Source organism: Allobosea sp. P4_C6, assembly GCF_056402015.1.
On record NZ_JBFUIF010000019.1, the window covers coordinates 26005 to 52110 of the forward strand.

At 68.6% G+C, this 26106-nt stretch carries 26 protein-coding genes, 1 tRNA gene and 1 pseudogene; 19 read left to right on the forward strand and 9 right to left on the reverse strand.

Going from position 1 to position 26106, the window contains the following annotated elements:
- Positions 1–10 precede the first annotated feature (10 nt).
- The 6 genes and pseudogenes from AC1DVA_RS15360 to AC1DVA_RS15385 all read left to right on the forward strand — a co-directional run bounded on the left by AC1DVA_RS15360 (position 11) and on the right by AC1DVA_RS15385 (position 5795).
- Positions 11–1198 carry a carbon-phosphorus lyase complex subunit gene (locus AC1DVA_RS15360; protein WP_265051394.1) on the forward strand — a complete coding sequence of 396 codons (1188 nt, stop codon included), beginning with the start codon at positions 11–13 and terminating at the stop codon, positions 1196–1198.
- Positions 1195–2085 (forward strand): annotated as a pseudogene (locus tag AC1DVA_RS15365) (alpha-D-ribose 1-methylphosphonate 5-phosphate C-P-lyase PhnJ); the annotation flags it as partial. The gene AC1DVA_RS15360 and the pseudogene AC1DVA_RS15365, both read left to right, overlap by 4 nt.
- 161 nt (positions 2086–2246) lie before the next feature.
- On the forward strand, positions 2247–3053 hold the full coding sequence (gene phnK, locus AC1DVA_RS15370; RefSeq protein WP_265051393.1) for a phosphonate C-P lyase system protein PhnK: 807 nt from the start codon (positions 2247–2249) through the stop codon (positions 3051–3053).
- A gap of 212 nt (positions 3054–3265) precedes the next feature.
- Positions 3266–3961 carry a phosphonate C-P lyase system protein PhnL gene (phnL, locus tag AC1DVA_RS15375; RefSeq protein ID WP_265051392.1) on the forward strand — a complete coding sequence of 232 codons (696 nt, stop codon included), beginning with the start codon at positions 3266–3268 and terminating at the stop codon, positions 3959–3961.
- A gap of 2 nt (positions 3962–3963) precedes the next feature.
- Entirely contained in the window at positions 3964–5103 is a 1140-nt protein-coding gene (locus AC1DVA_RS15380; RefSeq protein ID WP_476806425.1) for an alpha-D-ribose 1-methylphosphonate 5-triphosphate diphosphatase, read from the forward strand.
- Positions 5100–5795 (forward strand): DUF1045 domain-containing protein, encoded by a 696-nt coding sequence (locus AC1DVA_RS15385; RefSeq protein WP_265051390.1) that lies wholly within the window; start codon positions 5100–5102, stop codon positions 5793–5795. Before AC1DVA_RS15380 ends, AC1DVA_RS15385 begins: the two co-directional genes overlap by 4 nt.
- Here the strand turns inward: AC1DVA_RS15385 and phnN are convergent.
- Complete coding sequence (gene phnN, locus AC1DVA_RS15390; RefSeq protein WP_265051389.1) at positions 5792–6391, reverse strand: phosphonate metabolism protein/1,5-bisphosphokinase (PRPP-forming) PhnN; 600 nt, start codon at positions 6389–6391, stop codon at positions 5792–5794. The two genes, AC1DVA_RS15385 and phnN, sit on opposite strands and share 4 nt — an antisense overlap.
- On the opposite strand from phnN, the gene AC1DVA_RS15395 reads away from it, so the two are divergent.
- Together AC1DVA_RS15395 and AC1DVA_RS15400 are read left to right on the forward strand one after the other, a co-directional pair.
- Complete coding sequence (locus AC1DVA_RS15395) at positions 6390–7025, forward strand: LbetaH domain-containing protein (RefSeq protein ID WP_476806426.1); 636 nt, start codon at positions 6390–6392, stop codon at positions 7023–7025. The genes phnN and AC1DVA_RS15395 overlap by 2 nt on opposite strands.
- A gap of 117 nt (positions 7026–7142) precedes the next feature.
- Complete coding sequence (locus tag AC1DVA_RS15400; RefSeq protein ID WP_476806427.1) at positions 7143–8651, forward strand: methyl-accepting chemotaxis protein; 1509 nt, start codon at positions 7143–7145, stop codon at positions 8649–8651.
- 11 nt (positions 8652–8662) lie between these two features.
- Here the strand turns inward: AC1DVA_RS15400 and AC1DVA_RS15405 are convergent, their stop codons facing one another.
- The 6 genes from AC1DVA_RS15405 to AC1DVA_RS15430 form a co-directional block, all read right to left on the reverse strand.
- Positions 8663–9325, reverse strand: a complete 663-nt coding sequence (locus AC1DVA_RS15405; RefSeq protein ID WP_476806428.1) for a class I SAM-dependent methyltransferase — start codon at positions 9323–9325, stop codon at positions 8663–8665.
- Positions 9322–10476, reverse strand: coding sequence for a glycosyltransferase family 4 protein (locus tag AC1DVA_RS15410; RefSeq protein WP_476806429.1), 1155 nt, complete (start codon positions 10474–10476; stop codon positions 9322–9324). Before AC1DVA_RS15410 ends, AC1DVA_RS15405 begins: the two co-directional genes overlap by 4 nt.
- A gap of 46 nt (positions 10477–10522) precedes the next feature.
- Positions 10523–12031, reverse strand: coding sequence for a S8 family serine peptidase (locus tag AC1DVA_RS15415; RefSeq protein ID WP_476806430.1), 1509 nt, complete (start codon positions 12029–12031; stop codon positions 10523–10525).
- Positions 12032–12092: 61 nt separating this feature from the next.
- Positions 12093–12785: an anti-sigma factor family protein gene (locus tag AC1DVA_RS15420; protein ID WP_476806431.1), complete on the reverse strand. Its 693-nt coding sequence runs from the start codon at positions 12783–12785 to the stop codon at positions 12093–12095.
- Positions 12786–12833: 48 nt separating this feature from the next.
- Positions 12834–13394 carry a sigma-70 family RNA polymerase sigma factor gene (locus AC1DVA_RS15425; RefSeq protein ID WP_265051382.1) on the reverse strand — a complete coding sequence of 187 codons (561 nt, stop codon included), beginning with the start codon at positions 13392–13394 and terminating at the stop codon, positions 12834–12836.
- A gap of 254 nt (positions 13395–13648) precedes the next feature.
- Positions 13649–14023: a DUF6481 family protein gene (locus AC1DVA_RS15430; RefSeq protein ID WP_265051381.1), complete on the reverse strand. Its 375-nt coding sequence runs from the start codon at positions 14021–14023 to the stop codon at positions 13649–13651.
- A gap of 330 nt (positions 14024–14353) precedes the next feature.
- Between AC1DVA_RS15430 and proB the strand changes: the two genes are divergently transcribed.
- The 9 genes from proB (at position 14354) to AC1DVA_RS15475 (ending at position 23003) form a co-directional block, all read left to right on the forward strand.
- Complete coding sequence (proB, locus tag AC1DVA_RS15435; RefSeq protein ID WP_476806432.1) at positions 14354–15478, forward strand: glutamate 5-kinase; 1125 nt, start codon at positions 14354–14356, stop codon at positions 15476–15478.
- A gap of 111 nt (positions 15479–15589) precedes the next feature.
- Positions 15590–16831 carry a glutamate-5-semialdehyde dehydrogenase gene (locus AC1DVA_RS15440; RefSeq protein ID WP_476806462.1) on the forward strand — a complete coding sequence of 414 codons (1242 nt, stop codon included), beginning with the start codon at positions 15590–15592 and terminating at the stop codon, positions 16829–16831.
- A gap of 15 nt (positions 16832–16846) precedes the next feature.
- Positions 16847–17458, forward strand: coding sequence for a nicotinate-nucleotide adenylyltransferase (locus tag AC1DVA_RS15445; RefSeq protein WP_476806433.1), 612 nt, complete (start codon positions 16847–16849; stop codon positions 17456–17458).
- A gap of 103 nt (positions 17459–17561) precedes the next feature.
- The gene (rsfS, locus tag AC1DVA_RS15450; RefSeq protein ID WP_265051378.1) at positions 17562–17939 is read left to right on the forward strand and encodes a ribosome silencing factor; all 378 of its coding nucleotides are present in this window, start codon (positions 17562–17564) and stop codon (positions 17937–17939) included.
- Positions 17940–17951: 12 nt separating this feature from the next.
- Positions 17952–18431 carry a 23S rRNA (pseudouridine(1915)-N(3))-methyltransferase RlmH gene (rlmH, locus tag AC1DVA_RS15455; protein WP_476806434.1) on the forward strand — a complete coding sequence of 160 codons (480 nt, stop codon included), beginning with the start codon at positions 17952–17954 and terminating at the stop codon, positions 18429–18431.
- On the forward strand, positions 18428–19792 hold the full coding sequence (locus tag AC1DVA_RS15460; protein WP_476806435.1) for a murein hydrolase activator EnvC family protein: 1365 nt from the start codon (positions 18428–18430) through the stop codon (positions 19790–19792). Before rlmH ends, AC1DVA_RS15460 begins: the two co-directional genes overlap by 4 nt.
- On the forward strand, positions 19792–21168 hold the full coding sequence (locus tag AC1DVA_RS15465; protein WP_265051375.1) for a S41 family peptidase: 1377 nt from the start codon (positions 19792–19794) through the stop codon (positions 21166–21168). Before AC1DVA_RS15460 ends, AC1DVA_RS15465 begins: the two co-directional genes overlap by 1 nt.
- Positions 21169–21273: 105 nt before the next feature.
- On the forward strand, positions 21274–22497 hold the full coding sequence (locus tag AC1DVA_RS15470) for a divergent polysaccharide deacetylase family protein (protein ID WP_476806436.1): 1224 nt from the start codon (positions 21274–21276) through the stop codon (positions 22495–22497).
- Positions 22494–23003, forward strand: a complete 510-nt coding sequence (locus AC1DVA_RS15475) for an RNA pyrophosphohydrolase (RefSeq protein ID WP_265051373.1) — start codon at positions 22494–22496, stop codon at positions 23001–23003. Before AC1DVA_RS15470 ends, AC1DVA_RS15475 begins: the two co-directional genes overlap by 4 nt.
- A 16-nt stretch (positions 23004–23019) precedes the next feature.
- Here AC1DVA_RS15475 and AC1DVA_RS15480 read toward each other — a convergent pair whose 3' ends face one another.
- Together AC1DVA_RS15480 and AC1DVA_RS15485 are read right to left on the reverse strand one after the other, a co-directional pair.
- Positions 23020–23607, reverse strand: coding sequence for a hypothetical protein (locus tag AC1DVA_RS15480; protein WP_442864868.1), 588 nt, complete (start codon positions 23605–23607; stop codon positions 23020–23022).
- A gap of 103 nt (positions 23608–23710) precedes the next feature.
- Positions 23711–23787 (reverse strand) — tRNA-Arg (locus AC1DVA_RS15485).
- Between the two features lie 70 nt (positions 23788–23857).
- Here AC1DVA_RS15485 and AC1DVA_RS15490 point away from each other — a divergent pair.
- The gene (locus tag AC1DVA_RS15490) at positions 23858–24589 is read left to right on the forward strand and encodes a hypothetical protein (protein WP_476806437.1); all 732 of its coding nucleotides are present in this window, start codon (positions 23858–23860) and stop codon (positions 24587–24589) included.
- Positions 24590–24593: 4 nt separating this feature from the next.
- Positions 24594–26072, forward strand: a complete 1479-nt coding sequence (locus tag AC1DVA_RS15495) for a M48 family metalloprotease (protein WP_476806438.1) — start codon at positions 24594–24596, stop codon at positions 26070–26072.
- Positions 26073–26106: the final 34 nt, after the last annotated feature.

Below are 26106 nucleotides of genomic sequence, written 5' to 3' on the forward strand. Positions count from 1 at the left end.
AGTCTTGCTGATGTACGTCGCAGTCAAAGGTGGCGAAGCCGCCATCCTCGCCACGCATGATCTCGTCGCCGAAGCCCGCCGCGGCGACCCGGCCGTGCCGGAGATCAGTGTCGCCCAGATCCGTGAGCAGCAGGCGCTGGCCTGCGCCCGCGTGATGAACGAGGGTTCGCTCTACGACCAGGACCTCGCGGCGCTCGCGCTGAAGCAGTCGCAGGGCGACGTGATCGAGGCCGCCTTCCTGATGCGGGCCTATCGCACGACGCTGCCCCGCTTCGGCTCCTCCGAGCCGCTCGACACCGCCGCCATGGCGATCCGCCGCCGTATCTCGGCGACCTACAAGGACCTGCCGGGCGGGCAGGTGCTCGGCCCGACCTATGACTACACCCACCGGCTGTTCGACTTCGCGCTGATGGATTCCCCCGACGTCATGGCCGGGCTCGACCCGGCCATCTCAGGACCAGAAGGCGCCGGAGCCTCGGTGTCAGGAGATGCTCGGGTCAAGCCCGAGCATGACGACCTGAAAGCTCCCCTCGATGCTACCATGCCGCGCGTGCCCGATATCCTCGGCGCCGAAGGGCTGATGGAGGCGGAAGAGCCGCCGGAGGGCGATCCGCGGCCCTTCGACCTGACGCGCGATCCTGTCTCCTTCCCGGCCGATCGCGACGTGCGCCTGCAGTCGATGGCGCGCGGCGATGAGGGCTTTCTGCTCGGCCTCGGTTATTCCGTGCAGCGCGGCTTCGGCGGCTCGCATCCCTTCGTCGGCGAGGTCCGCGTCGGCGAGGTCGCGGTCGAATTCGTGCCGGAAGAGCTCGGCTTCGCCGTTGATCTCGGTGACATCACCCTGACCGAATGCCAGATGGTCAACCAGTTCCAGGGCTCGAAGGAAGTCCCGCCGCAATTCACCCGCGGTTACGGCCTCGTCTTCGGCCATAGCGAGCGCAAGGCGATGTCGATGTCGCTGGTCGACCGTGCCTTGAAGGCGCGCGAATTCGGCGAAGCCGCCAGCTATCCGGCGCAGCAGGACGAGTTCGTCCTCTACCACGCCGACAATGTCGAGGCCGCCGGCTTCGTCGAGCATCTCAAGCTGCCGCATTATGTCGATTTCCAGGGCGAGCTCGAGCTGATCCGCCGCATCCGCAGGGAGCGCGAGGAGCGGCTGGCCCAAGAGCAGAATGCCATGCCGGAGGCTGCGGAATGACCATCCATCAAATACCGGCAGACGATACAAAGCCGGCTTACAACTACGCCTATCTCGATGAGCAGACCAAGCGGATGATCCGCCGCGCTTTGCTCAAGGCGGTCGCGGTGCCCGGCTATCAGGTACCGTTCGGCTCGCGCGAGATGCCGCTCGCCCGCGGCTGGGGCACGGGTGGCATCCAGATCACCGCCGCAATCATCGGCCCGGCCGATACGCTCAAGGTGATCGACCAGGGCGCCGACGACACCACCAACGCCGTCTCGATCCGCAAGTTCTTCGAGCGCACCGCCGATGCCCGCACCTGCGAGGCGACGGAGGAGGCGACGATCATCCAGACCCGCCACCGCATCCCGGAGGCACCGCTGAAGAGCGGACAGGTCATGGTCTATCAGGTGCCGACGCCCGAGCCGCTGCGTCGGCTGGAGCCACGTGAGGCCGAGACCCGCAAGATGCACGCCTGGGCCGAATACGGGCTGATGCAGGTCAAGCTCTACGAGGACATCGCCCGCTACGGCGAGATCACCAAGACCTATGACTACCCGGTCATGGTCAACGGCCGCTATGTGATGGCGCCCTCGCCGATCCCGAAATTCGACAATCCGAAGATGCATATGTCGCCCGCGCTCCAGCTCTTCGGCGCCGGACGCGAGAAGCGCATCTACGCGCTGCCGCCCCATACCAGCGTGCGCAGCCTCGATTTCGAGGATCACCCCTTCCGCATCCAGAGCTGGACGCAACCCTGCGGCTTGTGCGGCGCTGATGACAGCTATCTCGACGAGGTCGTCATCGACGACCAGGGTGGGCGCATGTTCGTCTGCTCCGACAGCCATTACTGCGAGACGCGCCGGGCCGAAGGGCATCGGGGCGCGATGCTGGGCGATGCGGCGGCAAGCGGGCTTGTTTCAGGCTCCGAGGTCGTCCCGGGCGACCGAAGGGAGACCCGGGACCCATGCCTGAACCCCACCGATCAGCGCTCCGGCATGGATCCCGGGTCTGCGCTTCGCTCCGCCCGGGATGACGGCGCGGATGTAAAATCCGGAGCTGCATCATGACCCTTCACGTCACGCTCCCCGAAGCCGCTCTCGAACCGGCACCCCTGCTCTCGGTCAACGGCGTCAGCCGTTTCTATGGCGAGCGCATCGGCTGCGCCGATGTCTCCTTCGATCTCTGGCCGGGCGAGGTGCTGGGCATCGTCGGCGAATCCGGCTCGGGCAAGTCGACCCTGCTGCGCTGCCTCGCCGGCATCGACAAGCCCGATGAGGGCGAAGTGCTGTTCCGGGGCGGCGCAGAGCCGCTCGACATCTATTCAGTCTCCGAGCAGGAGCGCCGCCGCCTGATGCGCACCGCCTGGGGCATCGTCCACCAGAATCCGCGCGACGGCCTGCGCATGGACGTCACCGCCGGCGGCAATGTCGGCGAGCGCCTGATGGATCGCGGCGACCGCCACTACGGCCAGATCCGCGAGCGTGCGCTCGACTGGCTCAGCCGCGTCGAGATTGCCGGCGCCCGTATCGACGACCGTCCGCGCCAGTTCTCAGGCGGCATGCAGCAGCGCCTGCAGATCGCCCGCGTGCTGGTCTCCGGGCCGCGCCTCGTCTTCATGGACGAGCCGACCGGCGGCCTCGATGTCTCCGTGCAGGCGCGCCTGCTCGACCTGCTGCGCGTGCTGGTGCGCGATCTCGGGCTGGCCGCGATCATCGTCACCCACGACCTCGCCGTCGCCCGCCTCTTGACCGACCGGCTGATGGTGATGAAGGACGGCCGTGTCGTCGAGCAGGGCCTGACCGACCAGGTGCTGGACGATCCGCACCACGCCTATACGCAGCTTCTCACCTCGGCGGTGCTGAGTGTGTGAGGGAACCACCACCGTCATTCCGGGGCATCGCGTAGCGATGAGCCCGGAACCCAGAACCGATGCGATGGCGGAGAAAGCCGCGCGGCTGCGTCGCGTAGAAAGACAATCGGCATCGGTTCTGGGTTCCGGACTCGCGCCTGCGGCGCGCCCCGGAATGACGGCGGAGGTCCCGTCACATCCTCGTCACCTCGTCGGCACAAGGCACTGACACCATGACCACGATGATTCAGGTCGAGAACGTCGCCAAGACCTTCACCCTGCACAACCAGGGCGGAGCCCGGCTGCCTGTCTTCGACAACGTCAATTTCAGCGTCGAGGCCGGCGAGGCGCTGGTGCTGGCGGGTGCGTCCGGCGCCGGCAAATCGAGCCTGCTGCGCATCCTCTACGGCAACTACAGGCCGACGGCGGGCAGCATCCGCGTTACCCATGCCGGCCGTCTCGTCGACATCGTCGCCGCCGTGCCGCGCACCGTGCTCGACGTCCGCCGCCGCACGCTCGGCTTCGTCTCGCAGTTCCTGCGTGTCATTCCGCGCGTCTCGACGCTCGATATCGTCCGCGATCCGCTGCTGGCGCGCGGCGCCGCTCCCGAGGTCGCAACGGAGAAGGCCAAGGCGATGCTCGCCCGCCTCAACCTGCCCGAGCGGCTGTGGAGCATCGCGCCCGCCACCTTCTCCGGCGGCGAGCAGCAGCGCGTCAACATCGCCCGCTCCTTCGTCGACCCCTCGCCAATCATGCTGATCGACGAGCCGACAGCCTCGCTCGACGCCAACAATCGCGACGTCGTCGTCGAACTCATCTCGGAGGCGCGCGCCACCGGTTCCGCCATCGTCGGCATCTTCCACGACGAGGCGGTTCGCGAACGCGTCGCGACGCGCTATCTCGACATCACCGATTTCCGGAAGGCCTGACGATGCAAACCGTTCTCACCAACGCCAGACTGATCCTCGAGAACGAGGTCGTCACCGGCACCATTGCCTTCGACGAGACCGGCATCACATCTGTCGATCAGGGCAGCTCATCCCTGCCTAACGCCATCGACGCAGGCGGCGACTATGTCGCGCCCGGCCTTGTCGAGATGCACACCGACAACATGGAAAAGCACTTCATGCCGCGCCCCAAGGTCTTCTGGCCGAACGGGCTGGCGGCGGCGCTGGTCCATGACGCGCAGATGGCGGCGGCCGGCGTCACCACCGTCTATAATGCGGTCTGCGCCGGCACGCCCTTCTCGGCCAAGGACTACCGCAAGGACATCTTCGCCGACGTGATGAAGTCGCTGGCCTATGGCAAGAGCGAGAACGTCTTCCGCATCGACCACCGCATCCATATGCGCTGCGAACTGACGAGCCCGCAGCTGCTGGAAGACATCGCACCCTACCAGGACGACGAGCTGGTCCAGCTGGTGTCGCTGATGGACCACACGCCGGGCCAGCGCCAGTGGCGCGATCTCCAGCACCTCAAGATCTATGCGGTCGGCAACGGCAAGACGGTCGCGGAATTCGAGGAGGACGTCGAGGTCCGCCAGCGCGAAGGCGCCGCCAACGTCGCCCGGAACTGGCAGGCGGTGGTCGATATCTTCCGCGCCCGCGGCATCCCGCTCGCGACCCATGACGACACGATTCCCGAGCATGTCGAGGAAGGCGTCGCCTCGGGCGCTGTGATCTCCGAATTCCCGACCACGGTCGAGGCTGCGGCAGCCGCCAAGAAGCACGGCCTCGCCACGGTCGCAGGCGCCCCCAACGTCGTGCGCGGCGGCTCGCATTCCGGCGGCGTCTCGGTCTCGGAACTCGCCGAAAAGGGCCTGCTCGACGGCCTCTCCTCGGACTATGTGCCGGCGAGCCTGCTGCAGGCCGTGGTCAAGCTCAATGCCGAGCATGGCATCGCGCTGCCCGAGGCCATGGGCATGGTGACCTGGAAAGTCGCCGACATCCTCGGCCTCAGGGATCGCGGCCATCTCAAGACCGGGCTGCGGGCCGATCTCGTCCGCTTCAAGGTGTTGGGCGCGACGCCTGTCCTCGCGGCGGTCTGGTCGAAGGGCGAGCGCGCATTTTGAGCCGCCAGCGCTACGCACTCTATTACGCTCCCGCCGTCGACAGCGCGCTCTGGCGCTTCGGCAGCGCGGCGCTGGGCTATGACGCGCTGACGGGCGAGGACATCCCCTTCGCCGTTCCCGCCGGCTGCGACGGATCGGAATGGCCGGCGCTGACCGACGAGCCACGCCGCTACGGCTTCCACGCCACGCTCAAAGCGCCGTTCGAACTGGCCGATGGCCGCAGCGAGGATCAGTTGCGCGCCTTCGCCCGCAACTACGCTGCCGGCCTCGACGGCGTGACGCTGAGCGGGCTGTCCGTGACGGCGCTCGGCTCGTTCATAGCCCTGACGCCATCGGAGCCGAGCGAGGATCTGCAGCGCTTCGCCTTCGCGCTCGTGCAGGCCTTCGAACCCTTCCGGGCGCCGCTGGCCGAAGCGGACCGGGCGCGACGCCTGAAGAGCCCGCTCACCCCGGCGCAGCGCGCCTATCTCGAAGCCTATGGCTATCCTTATGTCGGCGACGCCTTCCGCTTCCACATGACGCTGACCGGGTCGCTGCCGGCGGAGCGGGTCGGGCCGATCCGGCAGTCGCTGGAGGCGGCCTATGCCGCTGCCGTTCCGCCGGGGACCGTCGCGCTCGACCGCTTCGCGCTGTTTCGGCAGGATGGCCGCGAAGCCCGTTTCAGGCTGCTCGATTCCTATCAGCTCGGCTAGCAACCATGGCGGCCGAGCGCGCGCAGCACCGCCAGCAGGTCACCGGTCGCCTCCGCAATACTGCGATCGTTCATGATCGTGACGATCTGCGCGTGCTCGGCTTCGAGCGGCGCCTCGCGCGCCAGCCGGGCCGCGATGTCGGCCTCGCTTTCGCGCCCGCGCGCCGCCAGCCGCTTCGCCAGAACGGCCGCCGGGGCGGTGATGTTGACCACGACGACACGCGCCGCGAGCCGCTCCGCAGCCGCGATGGTGCCGCGCGAGATGTTGGCGATCACCACCGTTCCGTCGGCGATGCCGTCGAGTTCGCTCGCCGGGATGCCGTAGCTCAGGCCATGCGCCCGCCAGCTCAGCGCCATCTCGCCGCGGGTTTCGGCGGCTGCGAAAGCGGCCTCGTCGCAGGAATCGTGATCCTCGGCGCCGAGCATCGCCGGCCGGGTGATCAGCCGGCGCGCAAAACGGAAGCGGCCGTCGCCGGCGAATTCCGCCCGCGCGCCATCCATCAACGTGTCCTTGCCCGCACCCGACGGGCCGACGACGAGAACAAGGGCACCCGCCAGGGCGGCGGCTGCTGCGATATCAGGAGAGGATGACGACATGGCCGCGAAGAAGCTGGGACTCGAACCGGTGATCGACCCGACCGCACAGGTCAGGCAGGCGACGCTCGGACGCTACACCGAGATCGGCGCCCGCACCGTCTTCGTCGAGTCGACGATGGGTGACTACTCCTATGTCGTGAACGACGCCAATGTCATTTACACGACGATCGGCAAATTCTGCTCGATCGCGGCGATGACGCGGATCAACCCGGGCAACCATCCGATGCATCGCGCCAGCCAGTCGCACTTCACCTATCGCGCCTCCGCCTATTTCGACGATGCGCAGGACGATTCCGCCTTCTTCGACTGGCGGCGCTCCCATGCCGTCACGATCGGCCACGATGTCTGGATCGGCCATGGCGCGATCGTGCTGGCCGGGCGCAGCATCGGCACCGGTGCCGTGGTCGCGGGCGGCGCGGTCGTCACCAAGGACGTGCCGGCCTACACCATCGTCGCCGGCAATCCGGCCCGCCCGGTCCGGCGGCGCTTCTCCGAGGATGTCGCGGAAAGGTTGCAGGCGCTGGGCTGGTGGGATTGGGAGCATGCCCGCCTGCGCGAAGGGCTGGACGATTTCCGCCATCTCCCGGTGGAGGCGTTCCTCGACAAATACGAAGCGGGCGGCGGTAAAAGCTGAGGCACTCGGCCGCAGCCGGATTGATGCAGGTCAATACCGGCCATCACCGGCCGTTAACCCTTGATCGGCGAGACCGGGGCGGGCTCGAACAGTGGCCCCAGCTGGGATTTCCGTTTCATGTCCGCATCGGATCACCTCGCCAGGCGCCTGGCATTCATCGGCCTCGACAGCGCAGCGCAAGGGCGCATCCGCAATGTCGGCGACGCCCTGGGCGCCGCCATCCCGGACGCGCTCGACGCCTTCTACGGCCAGATGCGGCAATTCCCGGAGACGAGGGCTTTCTTCGGTAGCGAGCAGCACATCGAAAACGCCAAGCAGCGTCAGCTCCAGCACTGGAGCGGCATCGCGACGGGCCAGTTCGACGCGAATTACGTCGATGCCGTCACCAAGGTCGGCAAGGTCCATGCCCGGATCGGGCTCGAACCGCGCTGGTATATCGGCGGCTACGCGCTGATCCTCGAAAAGATGCTCGCCAGCGTGATCGAGACGCGCTGGCCGAAGAACGCGTTCGGCAAGCGCATGCCCGGCGCCGAGGAGCGCGCTGCCGAGATCGGCGCCATCGTCAAAGCGGCGCTGCTCGACATGGACTACGCGATCACGGTCTATCTCGAAGCCTCGGAGGAAGCCCGGCTGAAGGCCGAGGCCGAGGCGCGCGCCATCGAGCAGGCCAAGGCGGCCGAGCGCGACCAGGCCATCGCCTGCGTCAGCCAGAGCATGGCGGCGCTAGCCGAAGGCGACCTGACCCACCGCATGAGCGCTGAGATCCCGGCCGAATACGGGCAGATCCGCGAGCACTTCAACGCGGCGATGGCCCGGCTCCAGGAGATGGCGGCGACCATCAAGGCGACCTCGGCCGCGATCGCCGCCTCCTCGCAGGAGATCAACAGCGGCGCGCAGGACCTTTCGACGCGCACCGAGCAGCAGGCCTCGGCGCTGGAGGAAAGCGCTGCGACCACCGAGCAGCTCGCAGCCTCGGTCAAGACCTCCTCGCAGGCCTCGCGCGAATCCGTCGCGCTCGCGGACGAGGCCGCCGACGTCGCCCGCACCGGCGGCGACGTGGTCAGGGAAGCGGTCGAGGCCATGGCCCGGATCGAGGGCGCTTCGAAGCGGATCTCGGAGATCACCGACCTGATCGACGACATCGCCTTCCAGACCAACCTGCTCGCGCTCAACGCCGCCGTCGAGGCGGCGCGAGCCGGCGATGCGGGGCGCAGCTTCGCGGTGGTCGCCGCCGAGGTGCGCGCGCTGGCCCAGCGCTCGGCCAGCGCCGCCAAGGACATCACCGGCCTGATCTCATCCTCCGACTCGGAAATCGCCGAGGGGGTCAAGCTGGTGCGGCAGGCCGGCAAGACGCTCGACCGGATCGTCGCCGCCTCCGCCAAGGTTTCGAGCACGGTCGACGAGATCGCCTCGGCAGCCGGCGAGCAGGCCACCGGCATCGACGAGATGAGCCAGACCGTCAGCCATATGGACGAGATCACCCAGCAGAATGCGGCGCTGGCCGAGCAAAGCGCCGCCTCGGCGCGGACGCTGCTCAACCAGATCGGACAGCTCAACCATCTCGTCGCGGCTTTCCGCACGGAGCCGCAGCCCGGTTCCGGTCCGTCACGACGGCGCGCAGCCTGAGCGCCGCGCCCTCAGCCCGCCAGGCGCCAGACCGAGCTGCGCTTGATCTCGGCGTCCTCCAGGGCGCGCGTCACCGGCACCTCATAGGTGGCGACGGCTTCCAATCGTCCCCTCGGAAGGTAACTGCGACCGGGATCGCCGATCAGCACCGTCGCGCCGCGCGCCGACAGGGCAGCGAGCCAGCCAATGACGCGCTCGGCCATCTCGCGCTCGTAGCAGACGTCGCCCGCGCAGATGATATCCCAGCCCTCGTCGCGGCCGACGAGGTCGTCGACGCGGGGCAGGATCGCGACCCCGTTGGCGCGCGCGTTGATGCCGATCGCGGCACCGGCGAAGGCGTCGATATCGCAGGCTTCTACCCGGCCTGCGCCCGATTTCGCCGCGGCGATCGCCACCAGCCCGGAGCCGGAGGCGAAATCGAGCACATGCCGGCCCGCGACGACCTGCGGATGGTCGAGCAGATAGCGGGCGAGGGCCTGCCCGCCGGCCCAGGCAAAGGCCCAGAACGGCGGCGGCAGCCCGATGACCGCGAGTTCGTCCTCGGTCTTCTGCCAGAGCTCGGTCGCCTCCTCGGCGACATGCAGCGCGATCTCCGGCGCATAGGGCACGGGCATCAGCCGCGTATGCGTGAGGATGAACGTCTCGCGGTCAAGCGGAGCACTCGCGTCGCTCATGCGACCTTGTCCGCGGCGGGCGCGGCGAGGAGCCCCTGATAGAGCGCCTTCACCGCATTCATCACGTCGCGCTCGGTGTGGCCGTCGAGCAGGCGCGCGCGGGCGTTCGCCCCCATGCGCTCCGCCAGTCCGGGAGCGCGGGCGAAGACCGTGAGCGCCTTGGCGAGTGCGGCGGCATCGTCGACGGGTACGACCATGCCGTCCTGCCCTTCGCGGACGAAGCTGCGGCAGCCCGGGACATCCGTCGTCAGGATCGGCCGGCCGCAGGCGGCTGCTTCCAGGATCGTGCGCGGCAGCCCCTCCCCGCCGCGCGACGGCAGGATGCAGAGGTGATGCGCCTTCCAGACCGCCTCGATATCGCGCGTCGGACCGGCCCAGGTGATTCCGGGCCGCGCCGCCCATTCCTTCAGCGTCGCCTCGGGAATGGCCTTCGGGTTGGACGGGTCGGGCGCGCCATGAATGGTGAGCGTGACCTTCGCGCCCTCAGTGCGGGCGAGTCTGACCGCCTCGACCGCGAGATCGACGCCCTTCGACCAGAGCATGCGTGCCACCAGCGCAACCTTGAGCGGCGGCGCGTTCGGCATCGGCGACGGCATCAGGATCAGCGGATCGACACCGGCCCCGCCGACCAGCGCAACCTTCGCGGCATCCTGCGGATCGAGGCCGAGCGTGACGGGATCGTCGGGATTCTCGAACAGGAAGCGGACCTGCGGCCCGTCGATCGCGCCGCGCAACCAGACGATCGCGGCGAAGCGGGCAGCGGCGGCGAGCACGCCCTGCTTCGCGCCGAGGAAACCGAGCCCCGTTAGAGCATAAACGCGCCTGTCGATGCCCGCGAGCTTGCCGGCGAGGCCGGCGAGCGCGATCGGCTTCAGCGCGATGCAATGCAGGATATCGGGCTTTTCCGCCGCGATCAGAGCCTTGAGCGCCGTGATCTGCCTGAACAGCGCGCGCGGATCGAGGCTGCGCCGCTCCGCTTCCAGCGCGATCAGGCGCGCGCCCGTCGCTTCGATGATGCGCCGATGGTTGCGCTCGCGCGCGATGACCGCGACGTCGAAGCCGAGCTCACGCGCCGCCCGCGCCATCGGCAGGAAATGCGAGGCGAAGAACCAGTCCTCGGTGGCGACGAAGAGGAGTTTCGGGCGCGGCATCGCGCCATGAGGCCGATGCGACGGCGCAGGTCAAGCCCGTCGCAGATCAGGGCCGGGCCGTCGCGACCGGCAGCACCCGCGCCAGCGCCGCCGCCGGATCGATCCGTCCGGCGCCGAAGACGGGGTCGCGCCCCTTCGAGCCGAGATCGCTCGCACTTTCGCCGAGGATGCGGCGGGCGCTGTCAGGGTCGAGTTCGGGCTGCTTTTCGAGCAGCAGCGCTACCAGCCCTGAGACATGCGCGGCTGCGATCGAGGTGCCCGAGGTGAAGGCGTACCGGCCTGCGGGCTCCGCCGTCAGCACATCGACACCCGGCGCGGCCAAGGCGATGTAGCTGCCGCGATTGGCGTCGGCGAAGACCTTGTCGTCGGCATCGGTCGCCGTCACGGCGATGACGCTGGGATCGGCACCGGGATAGAGTGGCGCGGCGCGGCTGCCGCCATTGCCCGCCGCGGCGACCGTGACGACGCCGCGCTCCTTCGCCCCGGCAAGCGCCTTCGAGAGCAGGCGGTCCTGCGGGCCGGCGAAGCTGAGATTGACCACCTTCGCGCGCTGCTGGACCACCCATTCCAGCGCCGTCAGGATCTGGAAGGACTTGCCGTTGGCGGAGGTCGCCTGCGTCCCGCCGAAGGCACGGGCGACGAGCAGCCGGGCGGCCGGCGCGATGCCCTGCAATTCGCCATGGGCGACGATGGCGGTCGCCATCGAGGTGCCATGGGCGTGCGGCGTCGCCAGCCCGTCGACGGCATCGAGATAACCGACGACCGACCCGCTGATCTCGGGATGGTCCATGTCGACGCCGGAATCGATCATCCCGACCCGGATGCCGCGCCCCAGCGCGAGCTTGCGCGCCTCGCCGAGGCGCAGCTTGTCGACGACATATTGCGGCGGCAGCACACGGCGCACCGCCGCGCCGCTACGCGCCGCCGTCGTCGGCTCGCCAAGCCGCAGCGCGGGAGGCGCCGACGGGGTGCTCGCATCGGAGGACGCCGTCGCCGGAGAGGCCGGAACGGCCGGAACGGCCGGGGTGCCGGGGCTGGACTGCGAGCCCTGCTGCAAATCGAACAGGAAATTGGGCTGCGCGCCGGCGATGCTGCTGTCGTCGCCCATCTGCGTCAGCACGGCCCGCAGGTCGCGGCCGGCTTCAAGCTTGGCGCGGATGATGGTGACGCCGGCAAGCTCAAACCGCTGGCGGGCGATCAGCGTCGCGCCGTAGCGGCGCAGCACGGCGTCGGCCTCGGCATCGGGCGCGAGCTCGAACAGCACCTCGTCGGGAACGAAGCGGGTCTCGTCCAGCGCCGGCACGATGGCGCGCTGCTGGCGCGGTTGCATCCAGGACCCCGGCGGCACGCGCATCGAGCGATTGGGGGGATTGGCGGCAGGCGGCGGCTGAGGTGCCGTCGCCGGAGCGACACGCTTGTCGGAGGCCGAACTTCCGGCAGCGGGAGCCTGGGCCAGCGCGGCAGCCGGCACGAAAGCGACGCCCCATGCCAGCAATGCGGCCCCGGCAAGGCGCCGCATCGGCACCGTCCTGCGAGCGAAACCGGATTGCAGCATGGCCTGGCCCTCCTGCGGCGGACACATCATGCCATGGCGCCCTCGGGCGGCGCCAGCACGATCACGGTGCGGGTGCGACGAAGGAGATGATCGCGCTCTCGCTCTTCATCCGCGCGGCGATGGCATCGACCTGGGCCGATGACAGCGATGCGTCGCCGACGCGCACCTTGAAGAAGCCGTTGGCGCGCGGCCCATCGACGACCGAGGCGTCGAAGCGCTTGAAGAAGGAGGCGATCTCGCCCGCCTTGGCATCCGGCGAAAAGCTCAGCAGCACATAGCGCTCCGAGGTCTGTGCGCCCGGCGCCGACGAGGTCTGGAAGCCGGCGCCTTCGCGCAGGGCAAGGCCGGTGATGGCAACGCCTTGCAGCAGGATCAGCGCGATCGCGGCCGCGCCGGCATAGGCGAGCCGGCGCTGCGGCTGTGCCGCCAGCAGGCCGCCGAGCCAGCCCAGGAAGCTCTGGCCAAAGCCGTCCTTGGCCCGCGTCAACAGCGGCGCCTGACGGGGGACCGTCTCGATCTCGGCCATCAGCTTCTCGAGCGCCCGGGGCGACGGGGCGCCCAGGCTTTCATTGAGCAGCACGGTCTCGGCCATATCGTCGCGGATGATGTCGAGCCGCGCCGTCAGCTCGGCATCGCCGGCGAGAGCCGCTTCGAGGCGGCGCTTGTCGGCATCCGAAATCCGGCCATTGGCATAGAAGGGCAGCAGCTCCTCGAGCTCCCGGCGCTTCGGATCGCTTGCGATGCTGTCGCTCATCACGCCACTCCTCCGGCGGCTCTGCCCCGGTTCATGATTCCGGTCGTCTCAGGGCCAGCCACGGTCGATACCGGCGGCCTTGAGCATCTCGCCCAGCTTCTTGCGGGCATGGAAAAGCCGGGTTTTGACGGTGTTCTCGGGAATGCCGACGATCCGCGCGACCTCCTCGACGGAGGTCTCGTGGTAGTAGACGAGGTCGATGACCTCGCGGTGGTCGGCAGAAAGGCGTTCGAGGCAGGCGCGGATCGCCAGCCCCTTGTCCTGCTTCTGCAGCACGATTTCCGGCCCATCGGACTCGTCCTCGATGGTGCCGGCGTAATCCTCGTCCAGCTCGGCATCGCGGCGCTTGCGCAGAAGCGACCACGCCTTGTTCCGGGCGATGGCGAGCAGCCAGGTCGCGACGGAGGCGCGAGCCTCGAAGCGATCCGCCTGTCGCCAGAGATCCATGAACACGTCACTGATCACATCCTCGGCAAGCGTCTCGTCGCGGACAAGCCGCAGCACGAAACGGTAGACCCGCACCTGGTGCCGCGAAAACAGCACCTTCATCGCGAGCCGGTCGCCCGAAGCGATCCGCTTGACGAGATCCTCGTCCGATTCCGTATGCATCGCCCCTCGAAGACCCAGCATTCCGGCTCGCATGAATTGGTCGCGGCGAGGCGGGAAAAGGTTCAATCGGCGAGAGACTAATCCGGTGAATTCATTTTGCCGATAGGCAAGAGGCGCTTTTCGGCGCGTGAAGGGGTCGCGCGCGAGCTTTATATGCGGCGGATATGAAAAGGGGCGCCCGCGGCGCCCCAGATCGACCTATGATTTTGCGCGAATTCCGGCACCCGGCTGTGACCAGCCGAACGCAAAGCGCGTCAGCGGCGCTTGCCGGCCGTGCGCAGCTGCATGTACTGCACGGCTTCGAGCAGCACCTTGCGCGGACGCTCGGCATCGCGCTTGGCCTGCTCCGCTTTGCGGGCGACTTCGCGGGCGATTTCTTCCTGGCGCTTCTCTTCCTCGATACGCGCACGCTCGAGCGCCTCGAGACGTTCATTCTCGGCCCGGATCTTCGCCTTCTCGGCTTCGCGCTCGGCGCGGGCCCCGGCGATGGCTTCCCGTTCCGCGCGTCGCTGCATCATGACCGGGTCGTCGGCCTTCGGCCGCGCCTTGAAGCGCTCGAGCAGAGCCTGCTTGGCTTTGGCGGAATTGGACTGGCGGTCGGTGAAGCTGCGGTCGTTCGGGTTCTTCAAGGGTGATCTTCTCTCGGGTTGTTACGGACGATTTTCGGCCCGCGCGGGCGAAATAATCCAGATCGCGAAGGATTGGTATCGAAATCGACGCGCGGCAGCCCCGCATCCAGCGCTTATCGAGCCGGTGTAGACCGACGACTGCCCATAAAGAAGGCGTGGACAGCGCGGAACGAAGCCGAGCGGGGCGCCCTCGGATATGGGGGCCAGGTTTCCCGCTGTCAATCCGGCCAGCCTCCGGCATCCCGCGCAATTGCCGTGGCAACCACGTCTTTACAAGCGCGCCGTTTTCGCCAACAGGCAGGTGGCCCGCTGCAACCCATCGTGTATCCCGTGAAGACGCCCTCGCTTTCCGATTTCCGCCGCATCGTCGTGAAGGTCGGCTCCAGCCTGCTGGTCGACCGGGCCCGTGGCCGTTTGCGCCATGCCTGGCTCGCCGCATTGGCCGAAGACCTGGCCGAGCTGCATCAGCGCGGCGCCGACGTGCTTGTCGTATCGTCCGGCGCCATCGCGCTCGGCCGCACCGTGCTCAACCTGCCCTCGGGCCCGCTCCGGCTGGAGGAGAGCCAGGCCGCCGCCGCCGTCGGCCAGATCGCGCTCGCCCGCAACTGGGCCGAGGCGCTCGCCGCCCACGGGCTGACCGCCGGGCAGATCCTGCTGACGCTGGCCGACACCGAGGAACGGCGCCGCTATCTCAACGCGCGCGCCACGCTCGGCCGCCTGCTCGATCTGCGCGCCATCCCCGTCATCAACGAGAACGACACCGTTGCCACCACCGAGATCCGCTATGGCGACAACGACCGGCTTGCCGCCCGCGTCGCTACCATGGCGGGCGCCGATCTGCTCGTGCTCTTCTCCGACATCGACGGGCTCTATACCGCCCCGCCCGCGAAGGACCCGTCCGCCCGGCACATCCCCGTCGTCGAGCGGATCACGCCCGAGATCGACGCCATGGCCGGGGGCGCGGCCTCCGAGCTCTCGCGCGGCGGCATGCGCACCAAGATCGAGGCCGGCAAGATCGCCGTCGTCGGCGGCACGCATATGCTGATCGCCGATGGGCGCGGCAAGAATCCGCTCGCCGCCGTGGCCGCGGGCGGCCGCTGCACCTGGTTTCTGACGGCATCGACGCCCGCCACCGCGCGCAAGACCTGGATCGCCGGCACGCTGGAGCCGCGCGGCACGCTGCATGTCGATGCCGGCGCGGCCCGCGCGCTGCGTGGAGGAGCCAGCCTGCTGCCGGTCGGCGTCAGCCGCATCGAGGGCGAGTTCGCGCGCGGCGATGCCGTGCTGATCCGCGATGCGGACGGGCAATTGCTTGGGCGCGGCCTCGTCGCCTACGACGCAGCCGAGGCGGCGCTCGTTCTCGGCAAGGCCTCGCGCGACATCGAGGCGGTGCTCGGCTATCCCGGCCGCGCCGAGATGATCCACCGGGACGACATGGCGCTCGGGCTGGGCTAAGCTTCCTTTCGGACAGGCTTTGGCGAACGGGTTTTTGGGCTGGATGACATGACGGGCGACAGCGCATTGCGCATCATCGCGACGAACGGGGCCGACGATGTCGGGCTCGTCATGCATGAGATCGGCCGGCGCGCCCGCGCCGCCGCGCGCCGGATCGCCCTCGCCCCGGCCGCGCAACGCAACGCCGCCCTCATCGCCATGGCCGATGCACTGCGCGCCCGCAGCGCCCGCATCCTCGCCGCCAATGCGCAGGACCTCGCCGACGGCAAGGCGGCCGGCCTGAGCGGCTCCTTCATGGATCGCCTCGCCCTCGACGAGAAGCGCCTCGCCGCCATCGCCGATGCCGTCGCCGACGTCGCCGGCCTGCCCGACCCGCTCGGCCGGGTGCTGGCGGAATGGACGCGGCCCAACGGCCTGCGCTTCGAGCGCGTCGCCACGCCGCTCGGCATCATCGCCGTGATCTTCGAGAGCCGGCCCAATGTCACCGCCGATGCCGGAGCGCTGTGCCTGAAGAGCGGCAACGCCGCGATCCTGCGCGCCGGTTCTGATTCCTTCCGCTCCTCGACCGAGATCGCCGCCGCCATGCGCGAGGGGCTGGAGGCGGCCGACCTGCCGGCCGACGCGATCCAGCTGGTGCCGACGCGGGACCGCGCCGCCGTCGGTGAAATCCTCGCAGGCTTGAGCGGAAACGTCGATGTCGTCGTGCCGCGCGGGGGGAAAAGCCTCGTCGCCCGCGTCCAGAGCGAGGCGCGCGTGCCGGTCTTCGCCCATCTCGACGGCAACTGCCATGTCTATGTCCATGCGCAAGCCGATCTCGCCATGGCCCGTGACATCCTGCTCAACGCCAAGCTGCGCCGCACCGGCGTCTGTGGCGCAGCCGAGACGCTGCTGGTCGACGAGGCCTGTGCCGGAACCCATCTCGCGCCGCTCGTCGCCGCGCTGCTCGAAGCCGGCTGCGCGGTGCGTGGCGATGCCGCCTCTCTTTCTGTGCACGCGCGCGTGACGCCCGCGAGCGAAGAGGACTGGTCGACCGAATATCTCGACCGGATCATCGCGGTGAAGACCGTCGCCGGGCTCGATGCCGCCATCGACCATATCGAGCGCTACGGCTCGCACCATACCGATGCTATCGTCACCGCCGACGAGGCCGCCGCCGCCCGCTTCCTCGCCGAGGTCGATTCCGCCATCGTCATCCACAACGCTTCGACCCAGTTCGCAGATGGCGGCGAGTTCGGCTTCGGCGCCGAGATCGGCATCGCCACCGGCCGCATGCATGCGCGCGGCCCGGTCGGCGTCGAACAGCTCTGCTCCTTCAAGTACCGCGTCCATGGCGCGGGCCAGATTCGTCCCTGAGCCGATGCATCTGGGATGACGAACGAGCATCTGCGCCTGCCGCCCCATGCGCCGGGGCTGTGCATCGGCCTGTTCGGCGGCAGCTTCAACCCCGCCCATGACGGCCACCGGCTCGCCAGCCTGACCGCGCTGCGCCGGCTCCAGCTCGACCGTGTCTGGTGGCTGGTCACGCCGGGCAACCCGCTGAAGGACAATGCGAAATTGCCGCCGCTAGCCGAGCGCATAAGGCAGGCTCGCGGCGTCGCCAACCATGCCCGCATCCAGGTCACCGGCATCGAGGCGATGCTGCGCACCCGCTATACCGCCGACACGCTGCGCGCGCTGAAGCGGCGCTGCCCGGGCGTCAACTTCGTCTGGATCATGGGCTCCGACAATCTCGCCGGCTTCCATCGCTGGGCCGAGTGGCGGACGATCGCCCGGATGACGCCGATCGCCATCATCGACCGGCCGGGTTCGACCCACAGCGCCATGGCCTCGCCCGCCGCCAACTGGCTGTCGCGCTGGCGCATTCCGGAGAATCAGGCGGCGAGCCTGCCGCGCACGCGACCCCCTGCCTGGGTTTTCCTGCACGGCAAGCGCTCGGCGCTGTCTTCGACCATGCTGCGCCGTCAGGCTGGCCGCGATTGAATTCCGGGGCCTTTTGGCCTATTTTAAATGCGTCGCGCCGAGAGCGCGTCGCGTTCGAGAGGATACGTCACTGAACCGTCAAACCCTTGGTGAAGCCGAGCCGATGCCGCTTCCCCAGGCCGCTATCGCAGACAACCCCTCTGCCGATAGCATCGCCCTCGCGCAACGTGTCCTCGAAGACATGAAGGCTGAGGACATCACGGTGATCGACCTCGTTGGCAAGACATCTCTGGCCGACGCGATGATCATCGCCTCGGGCAACGTCAACCGCCATGTCGCCGCCATCTCCGACGCGCTGATCGAAGCCCTGAAGGGCTCGGGCCTCCCCGCGCCCAACGTCGAGGGCATGCCTGCCTGCGACTGGGTGCTGATCGATACCGGCGACATCATCATCCACGTCTTCCGGCCCGAAGTGCGCCAGTTCTACAATCTCGAGAAGATGTGGGGCACCGACCGGCCGAACGAACGCCTCGATAGCTGACGCCGTTCTCGGATGCGGCTCGCAGTCATCGCCGTCGGCCGGCTCAAGGATGGGCCGGAGCGGGAGCTCTGCGAGCGCTACCGCGAGCGCGGCGTCGCGCTCGGCCGGGGCATCGGCCTGAGCGGTCCCGACATCGTCGAGATCACCGAGGGCCGGGGCCGGCGCCCTGACGAGCGCAAGCGCGAGGAGGCGCAAGCCATCCTCGGCAAGGCGCAGCGCGGCCTGCTGATCGCCCTCGACGAGCGCGGCCGCCCTCTCGGCAGCGACGCCTTCGCCAGCCGCATCGCCGCCGCCCGCGATTCAGGCGTCGGCCATGCCAGCCTCGTGATCGGCGGTGCCGACGGGCTGAGCGAGGAGATCCGCGACAAGGCCGACATCACCCTGGCCTTCGGCGCCCTGACGATCCCGCACCAGATCGTGCGGGCGCTCGTGCTCGAACAGCTCTATCGGGCGATGACGATCATCGCCGGACACCCCTATCATCGCGCATGAACCTTGCCGCCCTGCTGATTCGCTCCGGGCTGGGCCGTCCGGGCCTCGCCGCCCTGCTGGCCGTGGCATTGCTCGGCACGCCGGCCCTCGCACAGGGCAACGCGCCGGATCCGGACGCTCTCGCCCGTGAGGCGATGCAGAAGCTTGTGGAGAAGCAGGCGCGCGAAGCCGAGGTCAAGGCGATCGAACAGCGCCTCGCCGGCAATACCGAGGCCCGCGCCGGTCTGGAGAAGGAGATCGCCGCGATCCGCGCCGACCGTGCCGCGCTCAACAAGGCCCTGCTCGACACCACCGCAAGGACGCAGGCCGGCGAGGAGCGGCTGGGCGCGCTGGAGAAGCGCCTCGCCTTGCTGCAATCCAGCGAGACCGCGATTCGCCGCTCGCTCGAGGGCCGGCGCGGCCTGATCGCCGAGGTGCTGGCAGCGCTGCAACGCATCGGGCGAAGCCCGCCGCCGGCTGTGCTGGTGCGCCCCGAGGATATCCTCGAAGCGGTGCGGGCCTCGATGCTGCTCGGCGCCGTCGTCCCCGATCTGCGCCAGGAGATCGAGATCCTCGCGACCGATCTCGGCGAGCTGGTGCGGCTGCGCGACGGCATCGCCACCGAGAAGATCAAGATCGGCGAGGAGATGCAGCAGCTCGCGGGCGAACGCCAGCGCCTGGCCTCCCTGATCGAGGCAAGACGCGAGCGCGAGACCTCGGCGGCGAAGGATGTCGAGGCCCAGCGCGCGCTGGGCAGCGAGCTCGCCGGCCAGGCCCGGTCGATGCGCGATTTCGTCGAGAAGATCGAGAAGGAGATCTCGGTCGCCAACAGGGCGGCCGACGCCGCGCGCCAGGCGATCGAGCAGGAGACCCGCGAGCAGCGCGAGCGCATGACGGCGCTCGCCTTCAAGGACCCGGCCCGTCTCGCCCCGAAGATCGCCTTCGGCGATGCCAGGGGGCTGCTCGCGCTGCCTGTCGCGGGATCACGATTGCGTGGTTTCGGCGATCCCGACGGTGCCGGCGGCACAATTCGCGGAATTTCGCTCGAGACCCGGCCCAATGCCCTAGTTTCGGCGCCTTCAGACGCTTGGGTGGTTTATGCGGGGCCGTTCCGTTCGTTCGGGCAACTCTTGATCCTGAACGCTGGGGGGGGATACTACATATTGCTTGCCGGCATGCAGCGGATCGATGTCGCGCTCAATCAGTTCGTGCTGGCGGGAGAGCCGGTTGCGATGATGGGCGAAACATCGGAAGCTGCCGCGACGACAGTAGGAGTGGGAACCGGCCAGCCGGTCCTGTATATCGAATTCAGGAAAGACGGCGTTTCGGTCGACCCGAGCCCGTGGTGGACGAAATTGCAAGGCGAAAAGGTTCGCGGATGATGCGCAAGGTTTCCCTCGTTCTCGCCGGCGCCATCATGGGTGCGGGCCTGACCGGACTGGCTACTCAGACGAGGCTGCTCAGCTCGACCAGTGCTGTCGCCGCCTCGGCGGAGGTCTACCGCAGCCTCAATCTCTTCGGTGACATCTTCGAGAAGATCCGCACCGACTATGTCGACAAGCCGGACGAGCAGAAGCTGATCGAGGCCGCCATCAACGGCATGGTCTCCTCGCTCGATCCGCATTCGTCCTATCTGGACTCCAAGGCCTTCCGCGACATGGACACGGACATGCGTGGCCAGTTCGGCGGCCTCGGCATCGAGGTGACGATGGAGGACGGCGTCCTCAAGGTCGCCAAGCCGATCCGCGACACGCCCGCCTCCAAGGCCGGCATCCTGGCCAACGACATCATCCGCCAGATCGACGGCACCGAGGTGAAGGGCCTGTCCCTGACCCAGGCGGTCGAGAAGATGCGCGGGCTGATCAACACCCAGGTCACGCTCAAGGTCGAGCGGCCGGGCAAGACCGAGCCGCTCGAATTCACCCTGACCCGCTCGACCATCGTCGTGCCCGCGGTCGAGGAGCGCGTCGAGGGCGACATCGGCTACATCCGCATCGGCACCTTCTCCGAGCAGACCTATGACGGCCTGCGCAAGGCCATCGACAAGCTCTCGAACGAGATCGGCGCCGACAAGCTCAAGGGCTACGTCATCGACCTCCGCAACAACCGCGGCGGGCGCCTCGACCAGTCCGTGCTGGTCTCCGACGCCTTCCTCGATCGCGGCAAGATCGTCTCGACGCGCGGCCGCAACGCCGAGGAGACGCAGGTCTTCAACGCGAAGTCGGGCGATCTGACCAAGGGCAAGCCGGTCGTCGTGCTGATCAACGGCTCCTCCGCCTCGGCGGCCGAGATCGTGGCCGGCGCGCTGCAGGACCACAAGCGCGCCGTCGTGATGGGCACGCGCTCCTTCGGCAAGGGCTCGGTCCAGACCGTGATCCCGCTCGGCTCGAACGGCGGCCTGCGCCTGACTACGGCGCGCTACTACACGCCGTCGGGCAACTCGATCCAGGCCAAGGGCATCACGCCGGACATCGAGGTCCAGCAGGACATCCCGCAGGAGATCAAGGACAAGCTCGTCGAGAACAAGGGCGAGGCGGCGCTGAAAGGCCATCTCAAGGCCGGCGAGGGCGAGGAGCAGTCCGGTTCCGCCTCCTATGTCCCGAACGACGCGGCCAAGGACACCCAGCTGATCGCGGCCTTCAACCAGCTGCGTGGCGTCAAGAAGGACGCTGCCGCACCGGCCGAAAAGCCGGCGGCCGACCCGGCTCCGACCGCTGCGGCCCCCGCCGCCCCGGAAGCCCCGAAGCAGCCGAACTGAGCCTACAGGGGAGCCTTCGGGCTCGACGGCGGGCTTCTTAGGCGACAAGACTAGCGCGCGGGCCACTGATTCGGGTCCGCGTCGCAACCTTGAGGACGGCTGACCTTGGCCGGAACGCCGCTGACGGAGCTCAATCGGCCGCTCGGCCAGGATCGAGCCGCGCCCTCCGGCAAGCCGTGGGGCCGCTGGTCTGCGACCGCGGCCGCAGCCTGCGTCGGTACCGTGATCCTCGGTCTGCTGCTGGTTGCTGCGATCCGCCGCGACCCAGAAGGCGGCGAGCCCGTCGCCGTCGCCTCCATCGAAAAGCGGGCGGCACCCGTCTCCTCCATTCCGCCCAGCAACGATACGCCTCTTGCCGCTTCGCGCGGGCCGGCGAGCGCTGCGCAGCTCGAGAACAGCGCCGGCGTCACGGTCGTGCGCGCCGGCGAAGATGCGCCCGGCGCCATCATCATCACCGTTCCCGACGAAGCCGGCGCCATCAAGCTTGCCTCCGCCCCCGACAGCCGCCTCACCGAACGCACCCGCTACGGCCTGCTGCCGAAGCAAGGCCCCGACGGCGCGACGCCTGCGAAGATCTATGCCCGCCCCCTCGGCCCGGAGCCGGCCACAAAGCCGGCCGGCCGCATCGCCCTGCTCATCGGCGGCCTCGGCATCAGCCAGAACGGCACCGCCGATGCCATCGCCAAGCTGCCCGGACCGGTCTCGCTGGCCTTCGCGCCCTATGGCACCGAGCTCGAACGCACAGTCCAGCGCGCCCGCGGCGAAGGGCACGAGGTCTTCCTGCAATTGCCGATGGAGCCTTTCGACTATCCCGACAACGACCCCGGCCCGCATACGCTGCTGACCGGCCCCAAGGCGCAGGACAATCTCGACAGGCTGCACTGGTCGCTCGGCCGCTTCACCGGCTATGTCGGCATCGTCAATTTCCTCGGCGGCCGTTTGACCTCGGATGAGGGCGCCCTGTCGCCGATCCTGCGCGAGCTTGCGGGCCGCGGCCTGATGGTCGTCGACGACGGTTCTTCGCCGCGCAGCCTGCTGGCCGCCTCCGCCACGCGCGCCCAGATCCCCGCCTTGAAGATCGACCGGGTCATCGATTCCGTCACCCGCGCCGACGTCATCGACAAGGAACTCGCGGCGCTGGAAGCGCTGGCGCGCGATCAGGGCATCGTCGTCGCCTCGGCCAGCGCCCTGCCGGTCTCGATCGAGCGGATCAATCGCTGGGCCCAATCGTTGGAAGCCAAGAAGATCGCGCTCGTCCCCGTCAGCGCCGCGCGCGGCTTCCGCAGCCCCAAGACCACCGGATCACTCTCCACCGGATCGCAGCGATGACCGAGACCGCCCCCGAAGGTTATCGTCCCTGCGTCGGGCTCGCCTTGTTCAATGCCGAGGGGCTCGTCTTCATCGGCCGGCGCGCCGACAAGACGAAGCGCGAGCATGTCGCGCCGGGCCATGCCTGGCAGATGCCGCAGGGCGGGATCGACAAGGGCGAAACCCCGCTGGAGGCCGCCCGCCGCGAGCTCATGGAGGAAACCAACGTCACCTCCGTCGAGCTGCTCGCCGAGGCACCGGGTTGGCTGACCTACGATTTGCCCGGCGATATCGGCAAGGAGGCCTGGAAAGGCCGCTGGCGCGGCCAGACGCAGAAATGGTTCGCCTTCCGCTTCGTCGGCGCCGATGACGAGATCAACATCCTCACCCCGGCCGGCGGCCACAAGGCCGAGTTCGACGCCTGGCGCTGGGCGCGGCTCGACGAGACGCCGGAGCTGATCATCCCGTTCAAGCAGGGCGTCTACCGGCAGGTCGCCAGGCATTTCGCGCCCTTCGCCGAGCGCTGAACCTGTTCGCGCGGCGTCAGCCCATCGTGTAGACGACGCGCCCGATCCAGTAAGCCTGATAGCCGATGTGCACGGATGCCAGCGCGATCTGGACCGAGCGCCGCGCGGAAACGAAGGCGACGAGGCATAGCAGCAGCCCGATCGGGACCTGGATGAGATAGTCGCCGCTGAGCTGGCTCCAGTGCTCGCTGCCCTTGATCAGCGTGTCGACGATGTCGAGCAGGAACGCCGCCGCCATCAGGCCGAAGAACCAGCGCCGGCGCCTGATGAAGAAATCCTCGTAGCCGGCGTATTCCGAGATGTTGTCCGGAAAGAGCAGCGCCGAGAGCAGATAGAGGACCACGGCATAGCCGATCAGGAACAGGTAGATGCCGAAGCTCCAGCCCGGAATGCGCGAGAGCCCGAACTCCCACCACCAGAACAGCACCAGCTCCAGCAGGATCGAGCCGACCCAGAGCATGTGCAGCAACGAGACGCGGTGGCGGCCGGGATGCTGGATGAAGCCGGCAATGCCGGCCAGCATCCGGGTGATACCGAGGCCGATGACCATGCCCATGACGATGCGGACATGGATGAAGAGTTCTTGCGGCGTCACGTTCTCCATGAACGTTGCTTAAAGCACCGCGCCGAGAAGGGGAATCCGGAATGGCCGGCGCCTTGACGAGACGCTGGAGAACAACGTGGCCGCTCTCATGCGAACTGTCGAATGGCGTCCCGGAAGGGATTCGAACCCCTGACCTACGGTTTAGGAAACCGTTGCTCTATCCTGCTGAGCTACCGGGACGCACAAAACGTCGTGTAGCATAATCGCGATGCGGGTGAAGTCCCTTCTTGCAACTGTCATGATCGCGGTCTTGCCCGGCGCGCCGGTGCAGGCGGCGCCCGCCTGCGCCGAACCCAGGGCCGAGACGACAGCAGCGCGGCTGACCGGCATCAACGCCGCCGGTGACCCGGTCCTGAGCGATGGCCGCGCCCTGCGGCTGGTCGGGCTGGCGCCGCGCCAGGACCTCGACGAAGCCGCGCGCTTCCGCGCCGGGCTCCAGCCCTTCCTCGATCGGGCCCTTGATCTCGCCGTCCTGGGCGAGCCGGACCGCTGGGGGCGCTGGCCCGCGAAGCTCTTCATCCCGCCCGAGGGGGCTGCTCGCGAGCCGCTGGAGCTTTCCACCGCCCTGCAACGCAGCGGCGCGGCCCTGCCCTTGCCCGAGCCGGCCACAGCCTCCTGCAAGGGCGCGCCTGCTCCCATTCAGAAAACGGTAACATCTGCCCTCCAACCTTCGCAGCTCGTGGCCGTCGACGGTCATGATCTCGCCGCCGTGAAGGCGCAGGAGGGGCGTTACGTCATGCTGGAAGGTCGGATCGCCTCCGTTGGCGAGCGCTCCCAGCGGACCTATCTGAATTTGTCCCGCCGTCCCGGGGAGGCTGCCTCGATCGTCGTCTCGCGCGCGCTTTGGCGTGAATTGAAGGCTGCCGGCTGGACCGCGGGCAGCCTGGGCGGTAAACGCCTGCGAGCCTATGGCGTCATGTCCGGGCGCGACGGCCTCCTGCTGGAGGCGACATCGCGGGCAGCGCTGGAACTGATCGACTGAGGATATGCTGGAGCCCTGGCGGACATCGCTTTCGCGGCATTCGAAGCGGCTGGCGGCCATCGTGCTGCCGGGCCTGCTGCTCGTCGGCTGCCTCGGCGACCAGAGCGCGCTGCTGCCGACGCCCTCGGGCGACGACATCGCCCCGCGCATCAACACCGTCCAGCGCGCCTCGGATCAGGAGCATCAACGGCTGCTGACGGCCTTCGGCGGCGAATACCGCGCGCCCAAGGCCCGCGCCGCGCTCGACGAGGTGGTGCAGCGGCTGGCCAAGGCCGGCGAGGGCCAGATCGGCCATTACGAGATCACCATCCTGAACTCGCCGGTGGTCAACGCCTTCGCCCTGCCCAATGGCCGGCTCTACGTGACGCGCGGCCTGCTCGCGCTTGCCAACGACACCTCCGAGATCGCCTCGGTGCTGGCCCATGAGATCGCCCACGTCACCGCCCAGCACGCCGTCGAGCGCGCCGAGAAGGAGGCCGAATCGGCGCTGGTGAGCCAGGTCGTCTCGCAGGTGCTGAAAGACCCCTCGCAGGGCGCCGCCGTGCGGGCGGGTTCGAAGCTCTCGCTCGCCCGCTTCTCGCGCCAGCAGGAATTGACCGCCGACCAGATCAGCGTGCGCAATATCTCGCGCGCAGGCTACGACCCGTACGGCGCCGGCCGCTTCCTGGCGACCCTCGGGCGCAACACCGCCTTCCGCAACAGCGGGCAGAACCAGAGCGCCGAGGACAAGCGGCTCGACATCCTCTCCAGCCACCCGCAGACGCCCGAGCGCATCGCCGCGGTGACGGCCGCCGCAAGGCAGATCGGCGCGCCCGGCATCGGCGAGCGCGACGCCAATCGCTGGCTCAACGCCATCGAGGGGCTGGCCTATGGCGACGACCCGCGCGACGGGGTGGTGCGCGGCCGGCGGTATCTGAACAGCACGCTGCGCATCGGCTTCACCGCGCCCGAGGGCTTCAGCCTGGAGGCCGCGCAGGACATGGTCATCGGCGTCAGCGCCAGCGGCTCCCAGGCCTTGCGCTTCGACTCCGTGACCCTGAAGAGCGGCCAGACGCTTGAATCCTATGTCGCGGCAGGCTGGATCGAGGGCGTCGAGACGACCGGGATCGAGAAGGTCGATATCGGCGGGCAGCCGGCGGTCATCGCCTATGGCAAGGGCACGGACTGGATGTTCCGCCTTGCCGCCGTGCAGGTCGGCGAGCGCGTCTATCGCTTCATCCTCGCCGCGCGCGGCGCCAGCGACCCCGAGCGGCCGATGCGCAGCATCGCCGAGAGCTTCCGAACGTTGAGCCCGGCGGAAGCCCAGGCCATCCGGCCGATGCAGATCCGGCTGGTCGCGGCCGAAGCCGGCGACACCGTCGCCAGCATGGCCGAGCGCATGCCCGAGCAGGATCGCCCGAGCGAGCTCTTCCAGCTTCTGAACGGGATCGAGCGCAACGCCGCGCTGACGCCGGGCCAGCGCTACAAGGTCGTCGCCGAATAGCCCTGCGCCTTCACAAGGCTGCGAGCCCGGGCGC